The organism is Lysinibacillus sp. SGAir0095 (genome assembly GCF_005491425.1).
Classification (GTDB): Bacteria; Bacillota; Bacilli; order Bacillales_A; family Planococcaceae; genus Ureibacillus.
On the sequence record NZ_CP028083.1, the window covers coordinates 2334565 to 2351274 of the forward strand.

A 16710-nucleotide genomic window follows, 5' to 3' on the forward strand; every position below is an offset into this window, starting at 1 on the left:
ACAGTCTTTTTTCTTATAAAATATAGATTAGATAATTGCTTTTGAAAATAGAGTTAGTTGATTTCCGTTTCGGCGGAAGCTTTCCGCGGGCGTGGCCCAATCCTCCTCGTCGCTGTGCTCCTGCGGGGTATCGGCCGTCACGCTTGTCCCGCAGGAGTCACCGCCTACACTACAATCAACTAGTTTCTAAATATAGGTTGAGGTGATTGGATATGATGTCGAAAAATCAAATAAATGAACGGGATCAAATTGAGATGATTACAATTGAACAACTTGTACCACAGAATCATCTTGTCAGAAAGCTTGAGTCAGCTATTGATTTTTCTTTCATCTATCCACTGGTAGAACCACTGTATTCTACCCTAGGTAGACCTAGTGTAGATCCAGTTGTATTAATTAAAATGACATTTGTGCAATATGTATTTGGAATTCGTTCAATGCGTCAGACAATAAAAGAAATTGAAACCAATATGGCATATCGCTGGTTTTTAGGGTTTGGCTTTCATTCAGAAATCCCGCACTTTTCTACCTTCGGTAAAAATTATGAACGTCGATTCCAAGATACTGATATCTTTGAACAGATTTTCTATCGTATTCTTAAAGAAATTGCAGATAAGGGATTACTAAGTGCTGACCATGTCTTCATCGATTCAACTCATGTAAAAGCCAGTGCGAATAAACGTAAATTCGAAAAGAAGATTGTCCGTAAAGAGACTCGTGCATATGAAGCCAAACTTCAAGAAGAATTGAATCAAGATCGTATCGATCACGGGAAGAAGCCATTTCCACCTGATAAATTTGAAAAAGAAGAAGTGAAGGAAATTAAGCAAAGTACGACAGATCCTGAAAGTGGATACTATGTAAAAGATGAAAGAACCAAACAGTTTGCTTATTCATTCCATGCTGCAGCTGATCGGTATGGATTTATACTTGGATCGATTGTGACACCTGGGAATGTTCATGATAGTCATATGCTTCAGCCACTTGTTGAAAAGATTATGGATAAAGTGAAGAAGCCACTTGCTGTTGCTGCCGATGCTGCTTATAAAACTCCTGCGATTACTAAATTCTTATTTGACCAAGAGATTCAACCTGCACTCCCTTATACACGTCCAAAAACGAAGGATGGATTTTTACGGAAACACGATTATGTATATGACGAGTACTATGATTGCTACCTTTGTCCGGAAGGGCAAGTTCTTAAATATTCGACTACCACTAAAGAAGGTAAACGCCAGTACAAATCAAACCCTTCTCAATGTGCAACCTGTCCTTTGCTTACTCAATGTACGAATAGTAAAGATCACCGGAAAATCATTGAGCGTCATATTTGGGCAGAATATGTAGAGGAAGCGGATCATCTTCGTCATCAAAACGAGACCAAACAAATATATGCGAGACGTAAAGAGACGATTGAACGTGTCTTTGCGGATGCGAAAGAGAAGCATGGTATGCGCTGGACAACCCTACGAGGGATTAAAAAATTGTCCATGCAGGCGATGCTTACTTTTGCTGCCATGAATTTAAAGAAGCTTGCCAATTGGACATGGCAAGCTCCAGAAATGGTCTAAATTATAATACTCGAAGAGTACTTTTGACTAAAATCGGACTAAAAAATACCCAAAAGAATCTCAAAAAATACAAAAGGCTTCCAGAATGTGACCATTCTGAAGGCCTTTTGTCGACAATCTGAGGTGAGGAAAATAAATTTTCCTCACCAAATTATTAGGCATTTACTTCTTTTTCTTCAAGCCATTTTAACTGTTGTTGAACGAATTCTTCAGAAAGATTGTGAATGGCGATATAGCGATTGCGTTCGTGTTTTGAACATTCAATCGTACAACCCCCTAAATGTTTTAGTTCATTCTCTTCAGAACTAATAATTTGTTTGTTACATTCTGGATTCGCACAGTTAATGTAACGTTCGCAAGGTGTGCCATCGAAATGATCTTTGCCGACAACTACATGCTCAACTTGGTTAATTGGAACAGTTAAACGCTCGTCAAATACGTACATTTGACCATCCCATAGTTGGCCTTTCGCAACAGGGTCTTTACCATAAGTGGCAACTCCACCGTGTAATTGGCCAACATCTTCACCGATTCCCTCACGTTTTAACCAACCAGAGAATTTTTCACAACGAATTCCACCCGTACAATATGTTAGTACACGTTTACCTTCAAATAATTCGCGGTTGTCACGAACCCATTGAGGTGTATCACGGAAAGTTTCTACCTCTGGGCGAATCGCACCACGGAAGTGACCAACATCATATTCATATGTGTTACGCACATCTAATACGACTGTATTTTCATCCTGCATTTCATTTAAAAATTCTTCAGGTGATAAATAACGACCTGTAATTTCATGTGGATTGACATCATCTTCTAAGCTTAGATTAACTAGCTCCGGGCGAGGACGTACATGCATCTTCTTGAAAGCATGTTTGTCTACCTCATCAATTTTAAATACGATACCTTCGAATAATGGATGATTTTTCATCATTTCCATGTAAGCATTTGTATCTTCAATAGTTCCTGAAACAGTACCATTGATCCCTTCATTCGCTACTAAAATACGACCTTTTAAGTTCATCTCTTTACAAGCCTTTAAATGTTCGGCTGAAAAAGCTGCTGGATCTTCAATCGTAGTATAATGATAATAAAGCAATACTCTGTAATTCATTTATATTCCACCTATCATGTATATTTGCAAGATATATTGATAGTATATCTTTTGTTTTAAGGTCTAGTTTTAATCGACAAGACCAAATAAAAACAGCGGATATAATTATATATCACACTGTTGAATGATGCAAGAAAATGGTCTTTTCAAGACGTCAGATATAAAATATATCATAAAAATACTAACCAATCCATCATACATAAGTCTGATTTCTTATTTTAGTGAAAGAAATTGATTTTATTCAAAAGAGATTGACAACATTTACAATATATACTAATCTTTTTGTGTAAACTAAAAAAGATATAAGTTAACACAAAGGGGATGTAAGAAATGAAAACGAAAACATATTCATATGTCGTTACCGCTTTCGGCGCAGCAATCATTGCTGTACTTGCCCAAATGACAATTCCATTACCACTTATTCCAATTACTGGTCAAACACTAGCAATTGGACTTATTGTAACGATTTTGGGCAAGAAAAATGGGACCTTAGCCGTTCTATTATATATCTTGCTGGGAGCAATCGGTTTGCCTGTCTTTTCAGGCTTTTCAGGTGGACTAGCAGTTATAGTAGGACCTACAGGAGGCTATATTATCGGATTTTTAGTACAGGCCTACCTAATGGGATTATATATGGATAAATTTGGAGTGAACTATACACATTCAATCATAGCCAATTTAATCGGCATGGTAATTACCCTGACTTTTGGTACTACTTGGCTAAAAATTGTTGGGGATTTATCTTGGACAGCCGCATTTATGGGTGGTGTTTATCCATTTATTATAGTAGGAATTATTAAAGCAGTAGCAGCAGCCTGGATTGGGGTTATTGTTCGCAACCGTTTGGAAAGCGCTCAACTGCTTAATCAACTTGCATAGGATTGATTCATAAAAAATCATTTCAAATATAAAAAGAACGAGCTATTCAAATTACGAATAGCTCGTTTAATTGTTAATAAGAAAATTGCTTCCATTCCTTTACTCGAGGAACGTTAACATTTTGGTTATATGATTGATCTTTAACATAAACCTTTGTAGCTAAGTCTTTTAATGTATCAAGAACTGCTGGTTTATCGTCAAAGTAGAAATCTAAATTCAATTGTTTAATAATATCAATTTTCTCTTGGTCTTGCATCCCACAGAAAAATTGATCATCATGTATTGGAAACCCTTGATCTCTAACCCATTGACGCGTTCTTTGACAGTATTCCTTTGGGCGGGATGTAATATAGTAGATTTCATGTCCCTCACGTTCAAGTTGATTTAATAACTCACTAGCACCAACAAATGCTGGACAATCCGTAAAATAGATTTCCTCTAATAAGCTGTTCCACATCTGCCCACCAGCTTCTTTGTCTAAACCAAATGCTTCATGTATTTCTACAGTTTTTAATTCACGAAAAATTTCAATCCCGATATTTTGATTGAGCTTTCGATTATAAATACGAAAAGCATGTTCTCTTAAATTGATGAGTGTATCATCAATATCAAAACCAAATCTCAAAAAAGCTCCTACTTTCCTATGAATAAATTACAAACTGTGTTGCGAAATTTTGTTCTTTTTCAATTTGAATCGCTTGTAATTTTTCCACTTCTTTTTTACGTTGCGTGGCACAATTTACCAAATCTATATTTGAAATAGTTTCGTGCGTTAAAATAGCTGCTAATATATCCGCATCCTTCATCGCACTATTAAGTCCAAATGCTCCAGTTGGTGTCATTGTATGTACTGCATCACCAATCAAAGCTAATCCAGCTTTTCCCCAAGTATCCGAGTAATTACTATGCACATCTAGTAAAACAAAATCCTGCCAAGAGTTGATGTGGAGTCGAGCAATTTCTTTTACCTGAGGAAAGGCTTTTATTAACTTATCAATAAAGGATGTAAAGGGTTGCTTTCGGATTTCAGAATAAGATCCTTCTTTAATATTCCAACCAATCTGAATATAGCCGTTTACTTGGGTGAATAATGATAGTTGCATACCATCAACAAGTGCCATTTTGATGGACGGTTCCCAATTTTGTGGAGCAGGAATTTTTGCCCATAATAAATCATATCCATGTTTCCGTACTGTAACGTCAATTCCCGATTTTTTACGAACCGTTGAAAACCTGCCATCTGCACCAACTACCAAGTTACTCTCAATAGAAATTTCTTCACCTTCACGAATTGCTTTTACCCCTGTAAAACAACCTTCCTCATCTTTTAACAATTCTATTACTCTTGTATCTGTCATTAATGAAAAATTCGAATATTTTTTTGCTTCTTCGATAATAACCGTAAGTAAATGTGCTTGTGGAACATGGATTCCAAGATGGCCTACATTAGGATTGGGATTAATCAATTTGAACAGTTTGCCATTATCCCAATACTCTAATGATTCCATTCGAAGTAATCCCAATCGTTCAACTTTTTCAAATAAACCGTGATTCTTTAATATCGCTTCGCCTTCTTCATTTAAATGTTCACCACGAAATTCTTTTGCAACCTCTTTATGGCGTTCCAATAATGTAACGGAGACATTCTGTTTCGCTAATAAGTATGCAAGCAATGCTCCACCTGGCCCAGCACCAACTATGCATACTTCCGTTGTTAATTTCATCTTGTCTCACCTGTAGGATATGCTGTTATACATAAATCTGGCCCAATTTGCTCAATAGAGTCGAATTCAAGCTGAAGTGCATCATCTATATAATCAATATTCATACCTGCAAATGGCGATTTCGAATGACGACCACCCAATAATTTTGGTGCAATATATACAATGACTTTATTAATTAACCCTTCTCTTAAGAAGGATGCATTCAATTCTGCTCCACCTTCAACTAGTACATCCGTGATTCCCAATTTATATAGTTCATCCAGCATTTCATTCAAATTTAACCCTTGATTGGATTTTGAAACAGTAATAATTTGTACACCTTTTTCAGATAGTTGCTTCACCTTTGTCTCATCCACATCATGAGCAGAAACAATAATTGTCTGTGCCACTGCTGTATTAGCTACATTAGCATTCAAAGGTGTTTTCAATTCACTGTCTAAAATGATTCGTATTGGATTTTTCCCTTCTCGATGCGGAAGTCTTGTAGTAAGCGATGGGTTATCAGCTAAAACAGTTCCCACTCCTACTAATATACCATCCATTTCGTGGCGAAGTTTGTGTACTTGCAAGCGTGCTTCTTCACTCGTAATCCATTTAGATTGACCATTATGTGTGGCAATTTTCCCATCCAATGTCATAGCGAATTTCGAAACGACAAATGGTTTACTAGTCAACATATTGTGAATGAAGCGTTCATTTAGCTTTCGAGCTTCTTTTTCTAAAAGGCCAACCTCAACTTCAAGCCCAGCTTCTCTTAATAAATTTATACCTCGTCCTGCAACTGCAGGGTTAGGATCCATTGTCGCTACTACTACGCGGCTAATTCCTGATTCTTTAACTAATTTGGCACACGGTGGTGTTTTCCCGTAATGAGAGCATGGCTCCAACGTAACATATAAAGTCGCTCCATTTGCATGATCTCCTGCCATTCTAAAGGCATGTACTTCCGCATGAGGTTCTCCTGCTTTACGGTGTAAGCCCGTCCCGACAATGACCCCATTCTTTACAATCACTGCACCTACGCAAGGGTTCGGGTTGGTATTCCCCTTAGCAGAAGCAGCAAGATCTAAAGCTAATTGCATATATTCACGGTCTGATTTCATCAGTCTACTTACACACTCCTTAAACAGGTAATTGCTCTTTAGCAATATGACCAGATTTTTTCACTTTTGTTTCAAGGTAATGACGATTTGTATCTGTTAAACCACCCCAAAGAGGAATATGTTCATGAGCTAGGAGACCATGAGATTTCAAAGCTGCTAGTTTTTTCGGATTGTTCGTGATTAAAGTAACCGGCTTTGCTCTAAGTGTTTCTAACACACGAATTGCTTCTTCATAATTACGTGTATCGTCTTCAAAACCCAATGCGTTATTGGCTTCTACTGTATCATAGCCCTCTTCCTGCAAAATATAGGCTAATGATTTTGAGAACAAACCAATTCCACGACCTTCATGATTTGCTAAATAAAAGATTGCTCCACATCCATGTTCAGCGATCATCTTCATGGATTCATGGAGTTGATAGCCACAGTCGCAACGTTGACTTCCAAAAATATCACCAGTATGACAGATACTATGCATACGAATAATAGCATCATCTGCATTGGCAAAATCGCCATAAACTAATACGGATGATTGTTGCTTCGAAGCTAATTCCGCATTTACGATGGATTTAAGTATTTCCTCTTTTGTATTAAGCTCGCTATTTACAGTCACCCATGTATACCATTGAAAGGTCGTCTCGAAATCACCTTGCTTGATTGGTAATTTCACAGGACCTACCGTACATAAATTTTCTTTATCATCAAACGAAATAATGTTCATTTTATCTTTTAATATACTATTTGCATCCATAAGATTTTTCATCAAAGTATCACCTATCTATTCTTTGTCATTAGTGTGTAATTTTCAAACAAGTTACTTTTCGTAACTAAGTTTACAATAATAAGCCAATAAGGTCAATTCTATTTAATACAATCCATACCACTTTAATAAGATATAAGAAACGTTAATATAAATATAGCTTATGTAGATAATCAAATCAAAAGCAGTGCATGCACACAATGTAGTTAAATTTTCATTTCCCGCCGACTTCATGACAAGTGTCACATTATTACCAACTATTTATGGTATATAATTTCATTAGTTCCATTATTTTGTAGAAGTCGATAACGAAACGAAGGAGCATCAAGTAATGACAGTAAAAATAGCTTGGATTACTGATACTTCCGCTTTTGTAGATGATGTGTTTATAAGAAAATACAACCTCTATGTTCTTCCTATTAATATTATTTTCGAGGATGGTGCACACAGAGAAACGATTGATCTAACAAACGAAGAGTTTTACGATAAAATGCGGAAGTCTAAAGTTCTTCCTAAAACTTCACAACCGATTTATGGTGAAATGGTAGAATTATATAGATGCTTAAAGAATGAGGGCTATACTTGCGGTATTGCCATCCACCCTTCTAGCTTAATATCCAATACACTTAATAGTTCTGTAAACGCTGCTAAGGATGCAGGATTTAAATTATATGCGATAGATTCAAAAATAGTATCGTTTCCAATGATGAAAATGATCGAGACCGGTTTTACCCTGGTGAATAACGGAGATTCAATCGAAGACGTTGTAGAGGAACTTAACAAAATGGCAAATCGCTCGGAGTTAATGGGGATTCCAGCTAATTTGACTCAACTTTATAAAAGCGGCCGTGTTGCAGGAATCTCAGCATTCATCGGTAATTTACTCAACTTAAAAGTCATTGTTTCGTTTCAAAATGGAAGTGTGGGTCTAAAAGAAAAAGTACGCACTACAAAACGAGCCAAACAACATGCAAATGATTACTTAAGACAACAAGTCAGACTGTATGCAATCAATGAAGTAGCCATAATCCATTGTCAAAATGAAAAAGATGCCATTCAGTGGAATGAAGAGTTACAGATGGAATTTCCTGCATTAAATTTTCTGACACTACCTATAAGCGCTTGTATTGCTGTTCATACTGGCGAAGGGACCATTGGCTTAAGCTGGGTTCGTGAAAAATCGCATTAACATAAAGAAAAGCCACCTAAACATAGTAAAATGTACCCTATAAGATGGACACTTTAAAAAAAGTCCTTCTTGTAGGGTACTTTTGTTTATAATGAGAAAAAAGATGTTGGAGCGGAATTAGAATGACGAAAAGATTATTAACGAAAAAAGAACAAGAACTGCTAAAAATAAACCCTTATGTAAAGTCAGTCAGCGAGAAAGCGATTACCTATACCGACGAATTCAAACGTCATTTTATTGCAGAAAATGAACAGGGGAAGCTACCTAGAGATATCTTCGAGGAAGCTGGCTTAAGTGTGGACTTAATTGGAATGGATCGTATTAAAACAGCGGGGAAACGCTGGCGTGCAGCCTATCGTAATTCTGGCATTGTAGGTTTACAAGATACTCGTAAAATGAATTCCGGCCGACCTTCTGAACGGAAATTAACCCCAGAAGAAAAAATCGCCCGTTTAGAAGCGAAAAACCAGTTATTACGTGCAGAAAATGAACTACTAAAAAAGCTCGATCTACTCGAAAGGCAGATGTTGAAGAAGAAATCACAATCGAAACGAAACTAAAATTTGAATTAATCCACCAGACGCTTCAAAAGTATAAACTAAAGCGTATGGTGAGCTATCTATGTAAGGTAATGGGTGTGTCTCGTTCAGGGTTCTATCATCATTTTGATGAAAAATCAGCGCAAAATCGTGCCAAACAAGATGAAGCAGATGAAGTGGTGAAAGACATCATTTTAAAGGCGTATCATTTCCGAGGACGTAAAAAGGGAGCACGCCAAATTAAAATGACGCTTCAAAGCCAATATAGCATCACCTATAACTTAAAGCGGATTCGCCGCATTATGAAGAAATTTAACATCAACTGTCCAATTCGCAAGGCAAATCCTTATCGAAGAATGGTCAAAGCGACGAAAGAACACCGCATTTATGCGAACGAATTAAAACGCAAATTTAAACAAGGTATAGTGAGTAAAGTGTTATTGACAGACATCACATATTTGCCATATCGAAACGGCAAACGTGCATATTTATCAACGATTAAGGACGCTGAAACGAACGAAATTCTAGCTTATGAAGTGTCATCTTCTTTACACTTGGACATCGCTCTGAATACGTTGAAGAAATTAAAAAAACATTCGCATTTAGCAGAAGATGCCTTTATCCATTCCGATCAGGGTTTCCATTATACAAGCCCGATTTACCAGGCATTGGTGAAGAAAATGGGTTTAGGTCAGTCTATGTCACGGCGAGGAAACTGTTGGGATAATGCGCCTCAAGAATCATTCTTTGGGCATTTAAAAGATGAAACAAACTTTAGCAATTGTGAAACGCTTGAAGAAGTAAAACGTGAAATCAAAAGTTACATGACCTACTACAATCATTATCGTGGGCAATGGAATTTAAAAAAGCTGCCGCCTGCAAAATACAGACAGCAGCTTCAACAAGTTGCCTAGGCTCTTTTTCAAAATGCCCTTTACAAAGGGTACACTTTATAGAATTAAGTGGCTTTTCTTTATATTCTCGAAAAATGATTATATACATCATTTAATGATTCACAACCTAATTCAAGGACTTTTCCTAAATAAATCTGCCAAAGATTGGCCGTCATCTTTGCATCCCCTAATGCGTGATGCCGTTCGACAATCGGAATATTGTTCTGTTCACAAAGTTTCTCTAATGAAACATTATGAAAATCCTTTTCGATTAATTTGTAGAGAAATGATGTATCAACAATACGATGCTTAAAAGGCGTCTTAAATAGCTTCGAGCTTATATATTGCATGAAATTTCTTTCATGAGTTGCATGATGGGCAACAAGAGTAGAGTCCTGCACAAATTCAAAAAAACTCATTAAAACATTAGAGATAGGAGGCGCTTCACGAACTGCATCATTTGTAATTCCTGTTAGCTCGACAATACCATTGGGAATTTCTTTGTCATAATTGATTAGAGAATAGAATTGCTGATTCTCCAAAATTGTTGTTCCACACATTTTTATGGCGCCGATGGATAGAATTGCGTCCCCTTTTTCAGGTGAAAATCCCGTAGTCTCGATATCGAAAACAACAACTTTTAATTTATTTAATGGTGAATTCATGGCTTCTTCTTTATTAATTTCTTTCTGCAAGTGTCGCAAGTAAGCCATTTGATGAGAGTTTTGGATACCTCCAATGCCACCATGTACACGTTTTCCTTGAATGCCTCTTAATAATTGCATAAATGGTTCAAATGCCATTTCAACACCCTCTTCTTATGCACTTTACTTCTCTTTCAAATATTTACCAAATCAATAACGGTATCGTGGATTTTTTTTCCGTATTTTAAGATTCTTTTAATCTCTTTTCGTTGTTCCTTGGTTAAATTTTTTACATTTAAATAATGGGTATCTTCATACTCTTCTACTTGAAACAAAGATAATCGATACTGCATCAGCAAAGAAAAATTTACAAAGCAGTATTTTAATAACTCTCTATATTCTTCCTTCTCTTGCAACCCCGTAATTCTTCCTAATGTTGATGTTTCAAATAGACCCTCTTTAATTGAGAGGAGTCGAACTGAATTTACATAAGGTAAGAAAGCTGAATATTTCAAATTAATATACCCCTGATAAATCCCATGTTGTTCTACTAAAATCTGCCCCATAGGACCAATGGCGTTTTTATGGTGTTTTACATTTTCCATAAAGCGCCTTAGTGTTGTTGGGTGTTCTTTTTGATACTGATGAATTGTTGCTTTTAAACGTCTTATATAATCCTCAACGCCAAATAGAGCTCTTGCATCATAAAATATCTGCAAGTATCGGATCGATTCCCAACTTTCATCCTCCATCCATTTACTTAACTGCAATTCCCATTCCTTATACGATTTACACCAAATAGGATTAGAACTCATAATGTGGCCATTACAATATGGATAACCAACAATATCCAGCCCTTTGGATAATTCCTCCCCTAGGTCCTTAAAATATAAGTCATTCTCAAGGGTAGATTCCTCATAAATAATCCCATGATCCTGATCGCTAATTAGTCCTTGTTCAAAGCGGCCGCCACTACCAGTTATAAACCAAGTAAAATTGCAAGGTGCTTTTTTATGTTTTGTTTTTTCTATCGCAACTTCCAATACTCTTAGCATTACTTGATCATGAAATGTGTTGAGTGAAACGTTATTAGTTAAGCAGAACGAAATATTGGCATTCTTCCACTCTTTTATTGACTCATACGTTTCCAAAGAGAACACTTCCTTTATATAAAAAGCCTCTGAGATTCAGAGGCTTTTTGTTTAAGTATAAGGCTAATTTGTAAAGTAGTTTATAATAATTTATCTTTTGTTGCTGCTGTTGTTAATTTAACCTCTTCTAATACCATTTGTTCAGGATAACCATAGCTTCCGTGTTCCGAAATATCCAAGCCCATGATTTCTTCCTCTTCTGTAACTCGAAGTCCACCCATCACCTTATCCATAATTTTTAGAAGGATGAAAGCTACAACAAATGCATAAGCTCCAGAAGCAACAACACCTAGAGCTTGAACACCTAACTGCTCCCAGCCACCGCCATAGAATAATCCAGCATGACCCCAATCGATGTCAGTTGACAATGCCGGTAAAGCGAATAAACCGTTTGATAGTGTACCCCAAACCCCTACAGTACCATGTACTGATAATGCAGCGATTGGATCATCGATTTTAAGTTTTTCAAATAGTTGCATACTAAATACAACCATGATTCCACCGATTAAACCGATGATGACAGCAGCCCAAGGAGCTACGAACCCACATGATGCTGTAATAGCAACTAATCCAGCAAGTGCACCGTTTAATGTTGTGGGTACATCTGCTTTCCCTGTCTTCACCCAAGCAGTGAACATTGCAGCAACTGCACCTGCTCCAGCAGCTAATTGGGTATTTAAGATCACATATCCCAAGAATCCATCTGCAACACCAAATGTACTAGCTCCATTAAAACCGAACCAACCAACCCAAAGTATTAAAACACCTAGAGTTGTGTATACTTGGTTATGACCTGCAAGAACATTTGATGAACCATCTTTGTTGTATTTACCAATACGAGGCTTTAAAATCATTGTTGCTGCCAAAGCAGCCATCGCACCTGTTAAGTGAACTACTGTTGAACCAGCAAAGTCTTGTTTACCGTGTTCGGCTAACCAGCCACCGCCCCATATCCAGTGTGCAACTACAGGATAAATTAAAGCTGAGAAAATAATAGCAAAGATTACATAGACTGATAATTTAGCACGTTCAGCAAAACCACCAAACGCTATTGTTAATGCAACCAAAGCGAACATTACTTGGAAAGAAAAGTCGACTGCCGGAGTCAACCCTCCCGCGTCAGCCGCAGTTGTTGTATCTCCATAGAAAAAATTCGATAATCCGATAAACGCATTTCCATCACCATATATAAAACCATAACCAACAGCCCAGAAAACTAATGTTCCGATACCTGCTGTGAAAATTGTTTTACCAGCTACGTGACCGGCATTTTTCATTCTCGTCGAACCTGCTTCAAGAAGAATAAATCCACCTAACATAAAGAATACTAAAATTGCACCAATCGCCACCCACAAGTTATCCATAAGAACTTGAACAGCTTCCATAAACTTCATTCTCCCTTCTAATAAAAAAATTTATCATGTTACTTTATATTATTCTGTGATGTTAGGAAATGTAACACGTTTTATTTAAGTTAATTTTACATTATATTCCCTTTATGTCAATACAATTTTCATAAATTATTTTCATAAATGTAAGAAAAGTTCACATTAGATTATTATCTAATAATATATAGGCATTTTGCAATTATTTGAAGTAAACTTGCAAAATTTCCTGTATGCGATTTCATTAAATTTAGTGATATTTCCTCACATATACTACATTTAAGAAGCAAAATAATAAGAAAATAGATATGTTTGGGGTAAGAAGTAATTTATCAAAACTAATTACCGATATGTAACATTTCTTAACAACATTAAAAGTTCTTATGTATAAATATTAGACACAATCTATAATTAGTCACCCTAAATAGCAGCTCCAATCAAAAAAAGCACTAGAAAGTAACAAACTCTAGCGCTTTTATATTTACACAAAATGATTAATTAAGTATTTTCAGTTTCACTTGCTTTCTTCCCCATTGAAGAGCCTCGTTACGTGTCGGGATGAAAACATCGATTTTATTTCCTTTAATAGCACCACCTGTATCCCCTGCAATTGCCTCCCCATATCCTTCAACCCATACTTTCGAGCCTAAAGGAATGACATTAGGATCTACAGCTATCACTTTCTGGTTTGGATTTGAACGTAGATCAATACCGATTGCTGTAGTACCAGAGCATCCTTCACAATATGCTGTATACGCGGTAGCAGTTACTAACAATTCTCTTCCTGACGCTGGCTCTTCCGATGAGCTTTGTACCACTTTGGGTTGACTAGACTCTGTTTTAGTTGATTGTTTTTTCAATGCTTGCTTTTCTACATTTTGAGACTGACTAGTTGATGAAGCATTCGCTACTACAGTTGCCGCCTCTTCTTTTTCACTTCCATTTTCATAAAGTACCAATTCCATACCAGGATGTATCGTATAATTCGATAGATCGTTCCACTTCATTAAGTCCTCTAATTCTACTTGGTGATTTATAGCGATTCGGAAAAGATTATCTCCTTCTTGTACCTGGTACACTTCCGGTTGCATTTGTTTATAAAAAACGACACTTCGATCTAAAGCATCATCAAATATTCCTCCATCTAATTGATCTGTTATTATTATGCCTTCTCCTTCAGCATCGGTGTGCATTGCCGCTCGATCTATTTCCATACCATATACATTTGTTGTTATTGTTATCGTAAATACGATAAGAAGCATCATCATTGATAATTTAGTTTTCATTTTTTCGTCCTCCTGACAATTAATCTCGAATTTTGTAATGATTTTACGAAATAAGTACTCTCCACTGACTTACAAAAATATACATATTGATATAAAAATAGAAATAAAATGTAATATTTGTAATAAAAGTAATATTTTTATAACGTCTTCACCATTAGCGAAAAAGGGGAACTTTCTCTTCTTTTTAAGCAAAAAAAAAGACTGATTTAAAAGCAATAAGCCTCTAAATCAGTCTTAATATATATTTGTACATCTATTTACTATAGATAAGCATTCTAAATTATCCGACTTTCCCTTGTTTTTTCCTAATCATTTTCTACTCTTTACACTTCATGATACAATCAATATTAAAATATGTTTTGATACTACCTATTTCTTGTACAGATGTGCTTAAACGTAGAAAGGTGGCTTAAAATATGAACATAAATGTACATATAATCGCTCCATATGAAGCAATGTTACCTGTCATTAAAGAATGTACTCCACTTTTTCCAAATATGAAAATCTGTGTTTCTGTAGGTGAATTACAAGCTGGTGTTGATATCGCATTGTCAACAAAATGTGATACAGATATATTCATTAGTAGAGGGACTACCGCAAAGCTTATTAAAGAGGCAGTAAAAACACCTGTTATTGATATGAATATTACAGGTTATGATATGATGCGTTCACTTTCGTTAGCCTCGAATTTAAGTAACAAATCTGCACTTATCAGTTTTCCTGATATCACTACATTTGCTACATCGACAATTGATTTAATGGAGCTTCCGATCTCGGTATTTACAATTAAACACATTGATGAAGTTGCTCCTTTAGTTGTCGATTTGAAGACACAAGGCTATAAACAAATAATTGGTGATACAATCACCATCAAAACAAGCGAAGCATATGGTCTTAAGGGATTTTTAATTCATGCTAGTAAAGGTACGATTATTAAAGCACTAGAGCAAGCTACTGAGTTATATCATTACATGAATAAAGTAAACATTCCAAGTAAAATTTTCGAGGTTATTGTTCAAAGAAATTATAAAAATATTGTTTTACTTGATAACCAAAATAATATTGTCTATGAGCATTTTACAAACATACACTTCACTAATGAATTAAAGAATCAACTATACATATTAAATACGGATATCAATCCAAATAATGAAAAAGCTTCAAAAAAGTATGTAGAAGATAATTATATAATTGAAATTAATGGCCATTTTTTGCCCACATTTTCGTATAAATTATATATTTTAAATAAGCATGACCAGCTATTAAATCAAGCAGGATTAAAGGTGCATACAGAAAATTTGCATATGCCATTAATTGCCAATTCTAAAAAAATGCAATTTATCTTACAGCAAATTTAAAAAAATTTATGAAAAAAATGAGCCTATTCTCTTGATTGGTGAACAAGGAACAGGAAAAGATTTTATCTCTACTTATATACATTACCAATACGAAGATGGTTTACTTTTAACAATTAATTTTGATAAATATCCTATCGTTCAATTAGATGAAATCCCGTTAAAACATATTCGTACCATCAAGTTTCAAAACCTGTCGCTTATTAAAGAGAGCCATGATATACTTTCTGCATTTATAAATAAGTGCATAGATTTGGATATTCACGTCTTTATTCTATTAGAGAACATTACTCAATTCGAACCATTTACTTGTAAAGTTTCAAATAAAGTAGAACTCCCTGCTTTAAATGAACGTAATGAAGATATATCCGCCTTTGTACTCTATTTCTTATCTGCTCTGCATGAGAAATACGGAACAATTGCAGTAAAGATCAAAGAACAATCTTTAACTTTATTAAAAGAAACAATATATCCCTTCAACATTGATGATTTACAGATTATCATGAAAGAAATTGCATTAAATGAAAATAATATTGTAATCCAACATTCCACAGTAGAAAAAGTATTGAATTTAGAAAAGCTTCCCATAAAGGCACTATCACTTAAGGGAACCCTTAAAGAAATTGAAAAGGAAATTATTGAATTGGTGCTAAAGGAAGAAAATTTCAATCAGTCAAAAACCGCTGAACGTTTAGGCATCAACCGTGGAACTTTATGGAGAAAACTTAGAGAGTAAAGTAAATATAAGTGCACGCGTGGATAAGTTTGATACCCTATCCACGTTTTTTGCACGCTTTCCAAATTATAAAAAATAATCTATCTCTTCTATTTCAGAAGAATCTTCAATTAAGTAGATCATTATCGCAGCTTGGAAATATATAAATCCCTTGTATTAGTTCATAATCATAATATTTTTGGACAAATTTTGCTTGATATAAATATTCCAATAAACAAATTTCGTCTTCATCTGCATTACATAATACACCCGAGACGCTAAGTCCATTTTTAAACGCAACGCCAATCGGCTGACCAATTAATTGTTTGATTTTATCAAGCATCGATTAGCTCCCTCCTTCCTCTATACTATGAGGAGAGATGAAAGCCTATTGTGCTTTTG

Annotated in this window: 16 protein-coding genes; 6 read left to right on the forward strand and 10 right to left on the reverse strand. The window is 35.5% G+C overall.

Annotated elements, in window-relative coordinates:
* The first annotated feature begins 212 nt into the window (after nucleotides 1-212).
* Entirely contained in the window at nucleotides 213-1571 is a 1359-nt protein-coding gene (locus tag C1N55_RS11445; RefSeq protein ID WP_137727085.1) for an IS1182 family transposase, read from the forward strand.
* Between the two features lie 154 nt (nucleotides 1572-1725).
* Here C1N55_RS11445 and C1N55_RS11450 read toward each other — a convergent pair whose 3' ends face one another.
* Entirely contained in the window at nucleotides 1726-2685 is a 960-nt protein-coding gene (locus C1N55_RS11450; protein ID WP_137728950.1) for an oxygen-dependent tRNA uridine(34) hydroxylase TrhO, read from the reverse strand.
* A 330-nt stretch (nucleotides 2686-3015) separates the two neighbouring features.
* Here C1N55_RS11450 and C1N55_RS11455 point away from each other — a divergent pair, with 330 nt between their 5' ends.
* Complete coding sequence (locus C1N55_RS11455) at nucleotides 3016-3564, forward strand: biotin transporter BioY (protein WP_137728951.1); 549 nt, start codon at nucleotides 3016-3018, stop codon at nucleotides 3562-3564.
* 73 nt (nucleotides 3565-3637) lie between these two features.
* Here C1N55_RS11455 and C1N55_RS11460 read toward each other — a convergent pair whose 3' ends face one another.
* From C1N55_RS11460 to C1N55_RS11475, 4 genes are read right to left on the reverse strand one after another with little or no spacing between them, the layout of a single operon-like run.
* On the reverse strand, nucleotides 3638-4189 hold the full coding sequence (locus C1N55_RS11460) for a 5' nucleotidase, NT5C type (protein ID WP_137728952.1): 552 nt from the start codon (nucleotides 4187-4189) through the stop codon (nucleotides 3638-3640).
* 16 nt (nucleotides 4190-4205) lie between these two features.
* On the reverse strand, nucleotides 4206-5288 hold the full coding sequence (locus tag C1N55_RS11465; RefSeq protein WP_137728953.1) for an FAD-dependent monooxygenase: 1083 nt from the start codon (nucleotides 5286-5288) through the stop codon (nucleotides 4206-4208).
* Nucleotides 5285-6391 carry a bifunctional diaminohydroxyphosphoribosylaminopyrimidine deaminase/5-amino-6-(5-phosphoribosylamino)uracil reductase RibD gene (ribD, locus tag C1N55_RS11470; RefSeq protein ID WP_137728954.1) on the reverse strand — a complete coding sequence of 369 codons (1107 nt, stop codon included), beginning with the start codon at nucleotides 6389-6391 and terminating at the stop codon, nucleotides 5285-5287. The genes C1N55_RS11465 and ribD overlap by 4 nt, the downstream gene beginning before the upstream one ends.
* Nucleotides 6392-6410: 19 nt before the next feature.
* Nucleotides 6411-7154, reverse strand: coding sequence for a GTP cyclohydrolase II (locus C1N55_RS11475; protein ID WP_137728955.1), 744 nt, complete (start codon nucleotides 7152-7154; stop codon nucleotides 6411-6413).
* Between the two features lie 328 nt (nucleotides 7155-7482).
* On the opposite strand from C1N55_RS11475, the gene C1N55_RS11480 reads away from it, so the two are divergent.
* Together C1N55_RS11480 and C1N55_RS11485 are read left to right on the forward strand one after the other, a co-directional pair.
* Nucleotides 7483-8340: a DegV family protein gene (locus tag C1N55_RS11480; protein ID WP_137728956.1), complete on the forward strand. Its 858-nt coding sequence runs from the start codon at nucleotides 7483-7485 to the stop codon at nucleotides 8338-8340.
* A gap of 122 nt (nucleotides 8341-8462) precedes the next feature.
* A protein-coding gene (locus tag C1N55_RS11485) for an IS3 family transposase (RefSeq protein WP_240758278.1) occupies nucleotides 8463-9793 on the forward strand; the annotation gives its coding sequence in 2 pieces (ribosomal slippage) (nucleotides 8463-8844 and nucleotides 8844-9793; 1332 coding nt in all).
* A 59-nt stretch (nucleotides 9794-9852) separates the two neighbouring features.
* Here the strand turns inward: C1N55_RS11485 and C1N55_RS11490 are convergent.
* The 4 genes from C1N55_RS11490 to C1N55_RS11505 all read right to left on the reverse strand — a co-directional run bounded on the left by C1N55_RS11490 (nucleotide 9853) and on the right by C1N55_RS11505 (nucleotide 14238).
* Nucleotides 9853-10575: an exonuclease domain-containing protein gene (locus C1N55_RS11490; protein WP_137728957.1), complete on the reverse strand. Its 723-nt coding sequence runs from the start codon at nucleotides 10573-10575 to the stop codon at nucleotides 9853-9855.
* Between the two features lie 35 nt (nucleotides 10576-10610).
* Complete coding sequence (locus C1N55_RS11495; protein ID WP_370452518.1) at nucleotides 10611-11576, reverse strand: DUF294 nucleotidyltransferase-like domain-containing protein; 966 nt, start codon at nucleotides 11574-11576, stop codon at nucleotides 10611-10613.
* 71 nt (nucleotides 11577-11647) lie between these two features.
* Nucleotides 11648-12952 (reverse strand): ammonium transporter, encoded by a 1305-nt coding sequence (locus tag C1N55_RS11500; RefSeq protein WP_137728959.1) that lies wholly within the window; start codon nucleotides 12950-12952, stop codon nucleotides 11648-11650.
* Nucleotides 12953-13446: 494 nt separating this feature from the next.
* A complete protein-coding gene (locus C1N55_RS11505; protein WP_137728960.1) occupies nucleotides 13447-14238 on the reverse strand; it encodes a 3D domain-containing protein in 792 nt (263 codons plus the stop codon).
* 416 nt (nucleotides 14239-14654) lie between these two features.
* Here C1N55_RS11505 and C1N55_RS11510 point away from each other — a divergent pair, with 416 nt between their 5' ends.
* Both C1N55_RS11510 and C1N55_RS11515 read left to right on the forward strand, forming a co-directional pair.
* Nucleotides 14655-15596, forward strand: coding sequence for a PrpR N-terminal domain-containing protein (locus C1N55_RS11510; RefSeq protein ID WP_137728961.1), 942 nt, complete (start codon nucleotides 14655-14657; stop codon nucleotides 15594-15596).
* 31 nt (nucleotides 15597-15627) lie between these two features.
* A complete protein-coding gene (locus tag C1N55_RS11515; protein ID WP_240758280.1) occupies nucleotides 15628-16329 on the forward strand; it encodes a helix-turn-helix domain-containing protein in 702 nt (233 codons plus the stop codon).
* A gap of 106 nt (nucleotides 16330-16435) precedes the next feature.
* On the opposite strand, the gene C1N55_RS11520 is transcribed toward C1N55_RS11515, so the two are convergent.
* On the reverse strand, nucleotides 16436-16651 hold the full coding sequence (locus tag C1N55_RS11520; protein WP_137728963.1) for a hypothetical protein: 216 nt from the start codon (nucleotides 16649-16651) through the stop codon (nucleotides 16436-16438).
* Nucleotides 16652-16710: the final 59 nt, after the last annotated feature.

What these genes read in the sequence shown, in the direction of transcription:
- C1N55_RS11445 (WP_137727085.1), top strand. Translation starts at nt 213, where the DNA reads ATGATGTCGAAAAATCAAATAAATGAACGGGATCAAATTGAGATGATT.
- C1N55_RS11450 (WP_137728950.1), bottom strand. Translation starts at nt 2,685, where the DNA reads ATGAATTACAGAGTATTGCTTTATTATCATTATACTACGATTGAAGAT.
- C1N55_RS11455 (WP_137728951.1), top strand. Translation starts at nt 3,016, where the DNA reads ATGAAAACGAAAACATATTCATATGTCGTTACCGCTTTCGGCGCAGCA.
- C1N55_RS11465 (WP_137728953.1), bottom strand. Translation starts at nt 5,288, where the DNA reads ATGAAATTAACAACGGAAGTATGCATAGTTGGTGCTGGGCCAGGTGGA.
- ribD (WP_137728954.1), bottom strand. Translation starts at nt 6,391, where the DNA reads ATGAAATCAGACCGTGAATATATGCAATTAGCTTTAGATCTTGCTGCT.
- C1N55_RS11475 (WP_137728955.1), bottom strand. Translation starts at nt 7,154, where the DNA reads ATGAAAAATCTTATGGATGCAAATAGTATATTAAAAGATAAAATGAAC.
- C1N55_RS11480 (WP_137728956.1), top strand. Translation starts at nt 7,483, where the DNA reads ATGACAGTAAAAATAGCTTGGATTACTGATACTTCCGCTTTTGTAGAT.
- C1N55_RS11490 (WP_137728957.1), bottom strand. Translation starts at nt 10,575, where the DNA reads ATGGCATTTGAACCATTTATGCAATTATTAAGAGGCATTCAAGGAAAA.
- C1N55_RS11500 (WP_137728959.1), bottom strand. Translation starts at nt 12,952, where the DNA reads ATGGAAGCTGTTCAAGTTCTTATGGATAACTTGTGGGTGGCGATTGGT.
- C1N55_RS11505 (WP_137728960.1), bottom strand. Translation starts at nt 14,238, where the DNA reads ATGAAAACTAAATTATCAATGATGATGCTTCTTATCGTATTTACGATA.
- C1N55_RS11510 (WP_137728961.1), top strand. Translation starts at nt 14,655, where the DNA reads ATGAACATAAATGTACATATAATCGCTCCATATGAAGCAATGTTACCT.
- C1N55_RS11520 (WP_137728963.1), bottom strand. Translation starts at nt 16,651, where the DNA reads ATGCTTGATAAAATCAAACAATTAATTGGTCAGCCGATTGGCGTTGCG.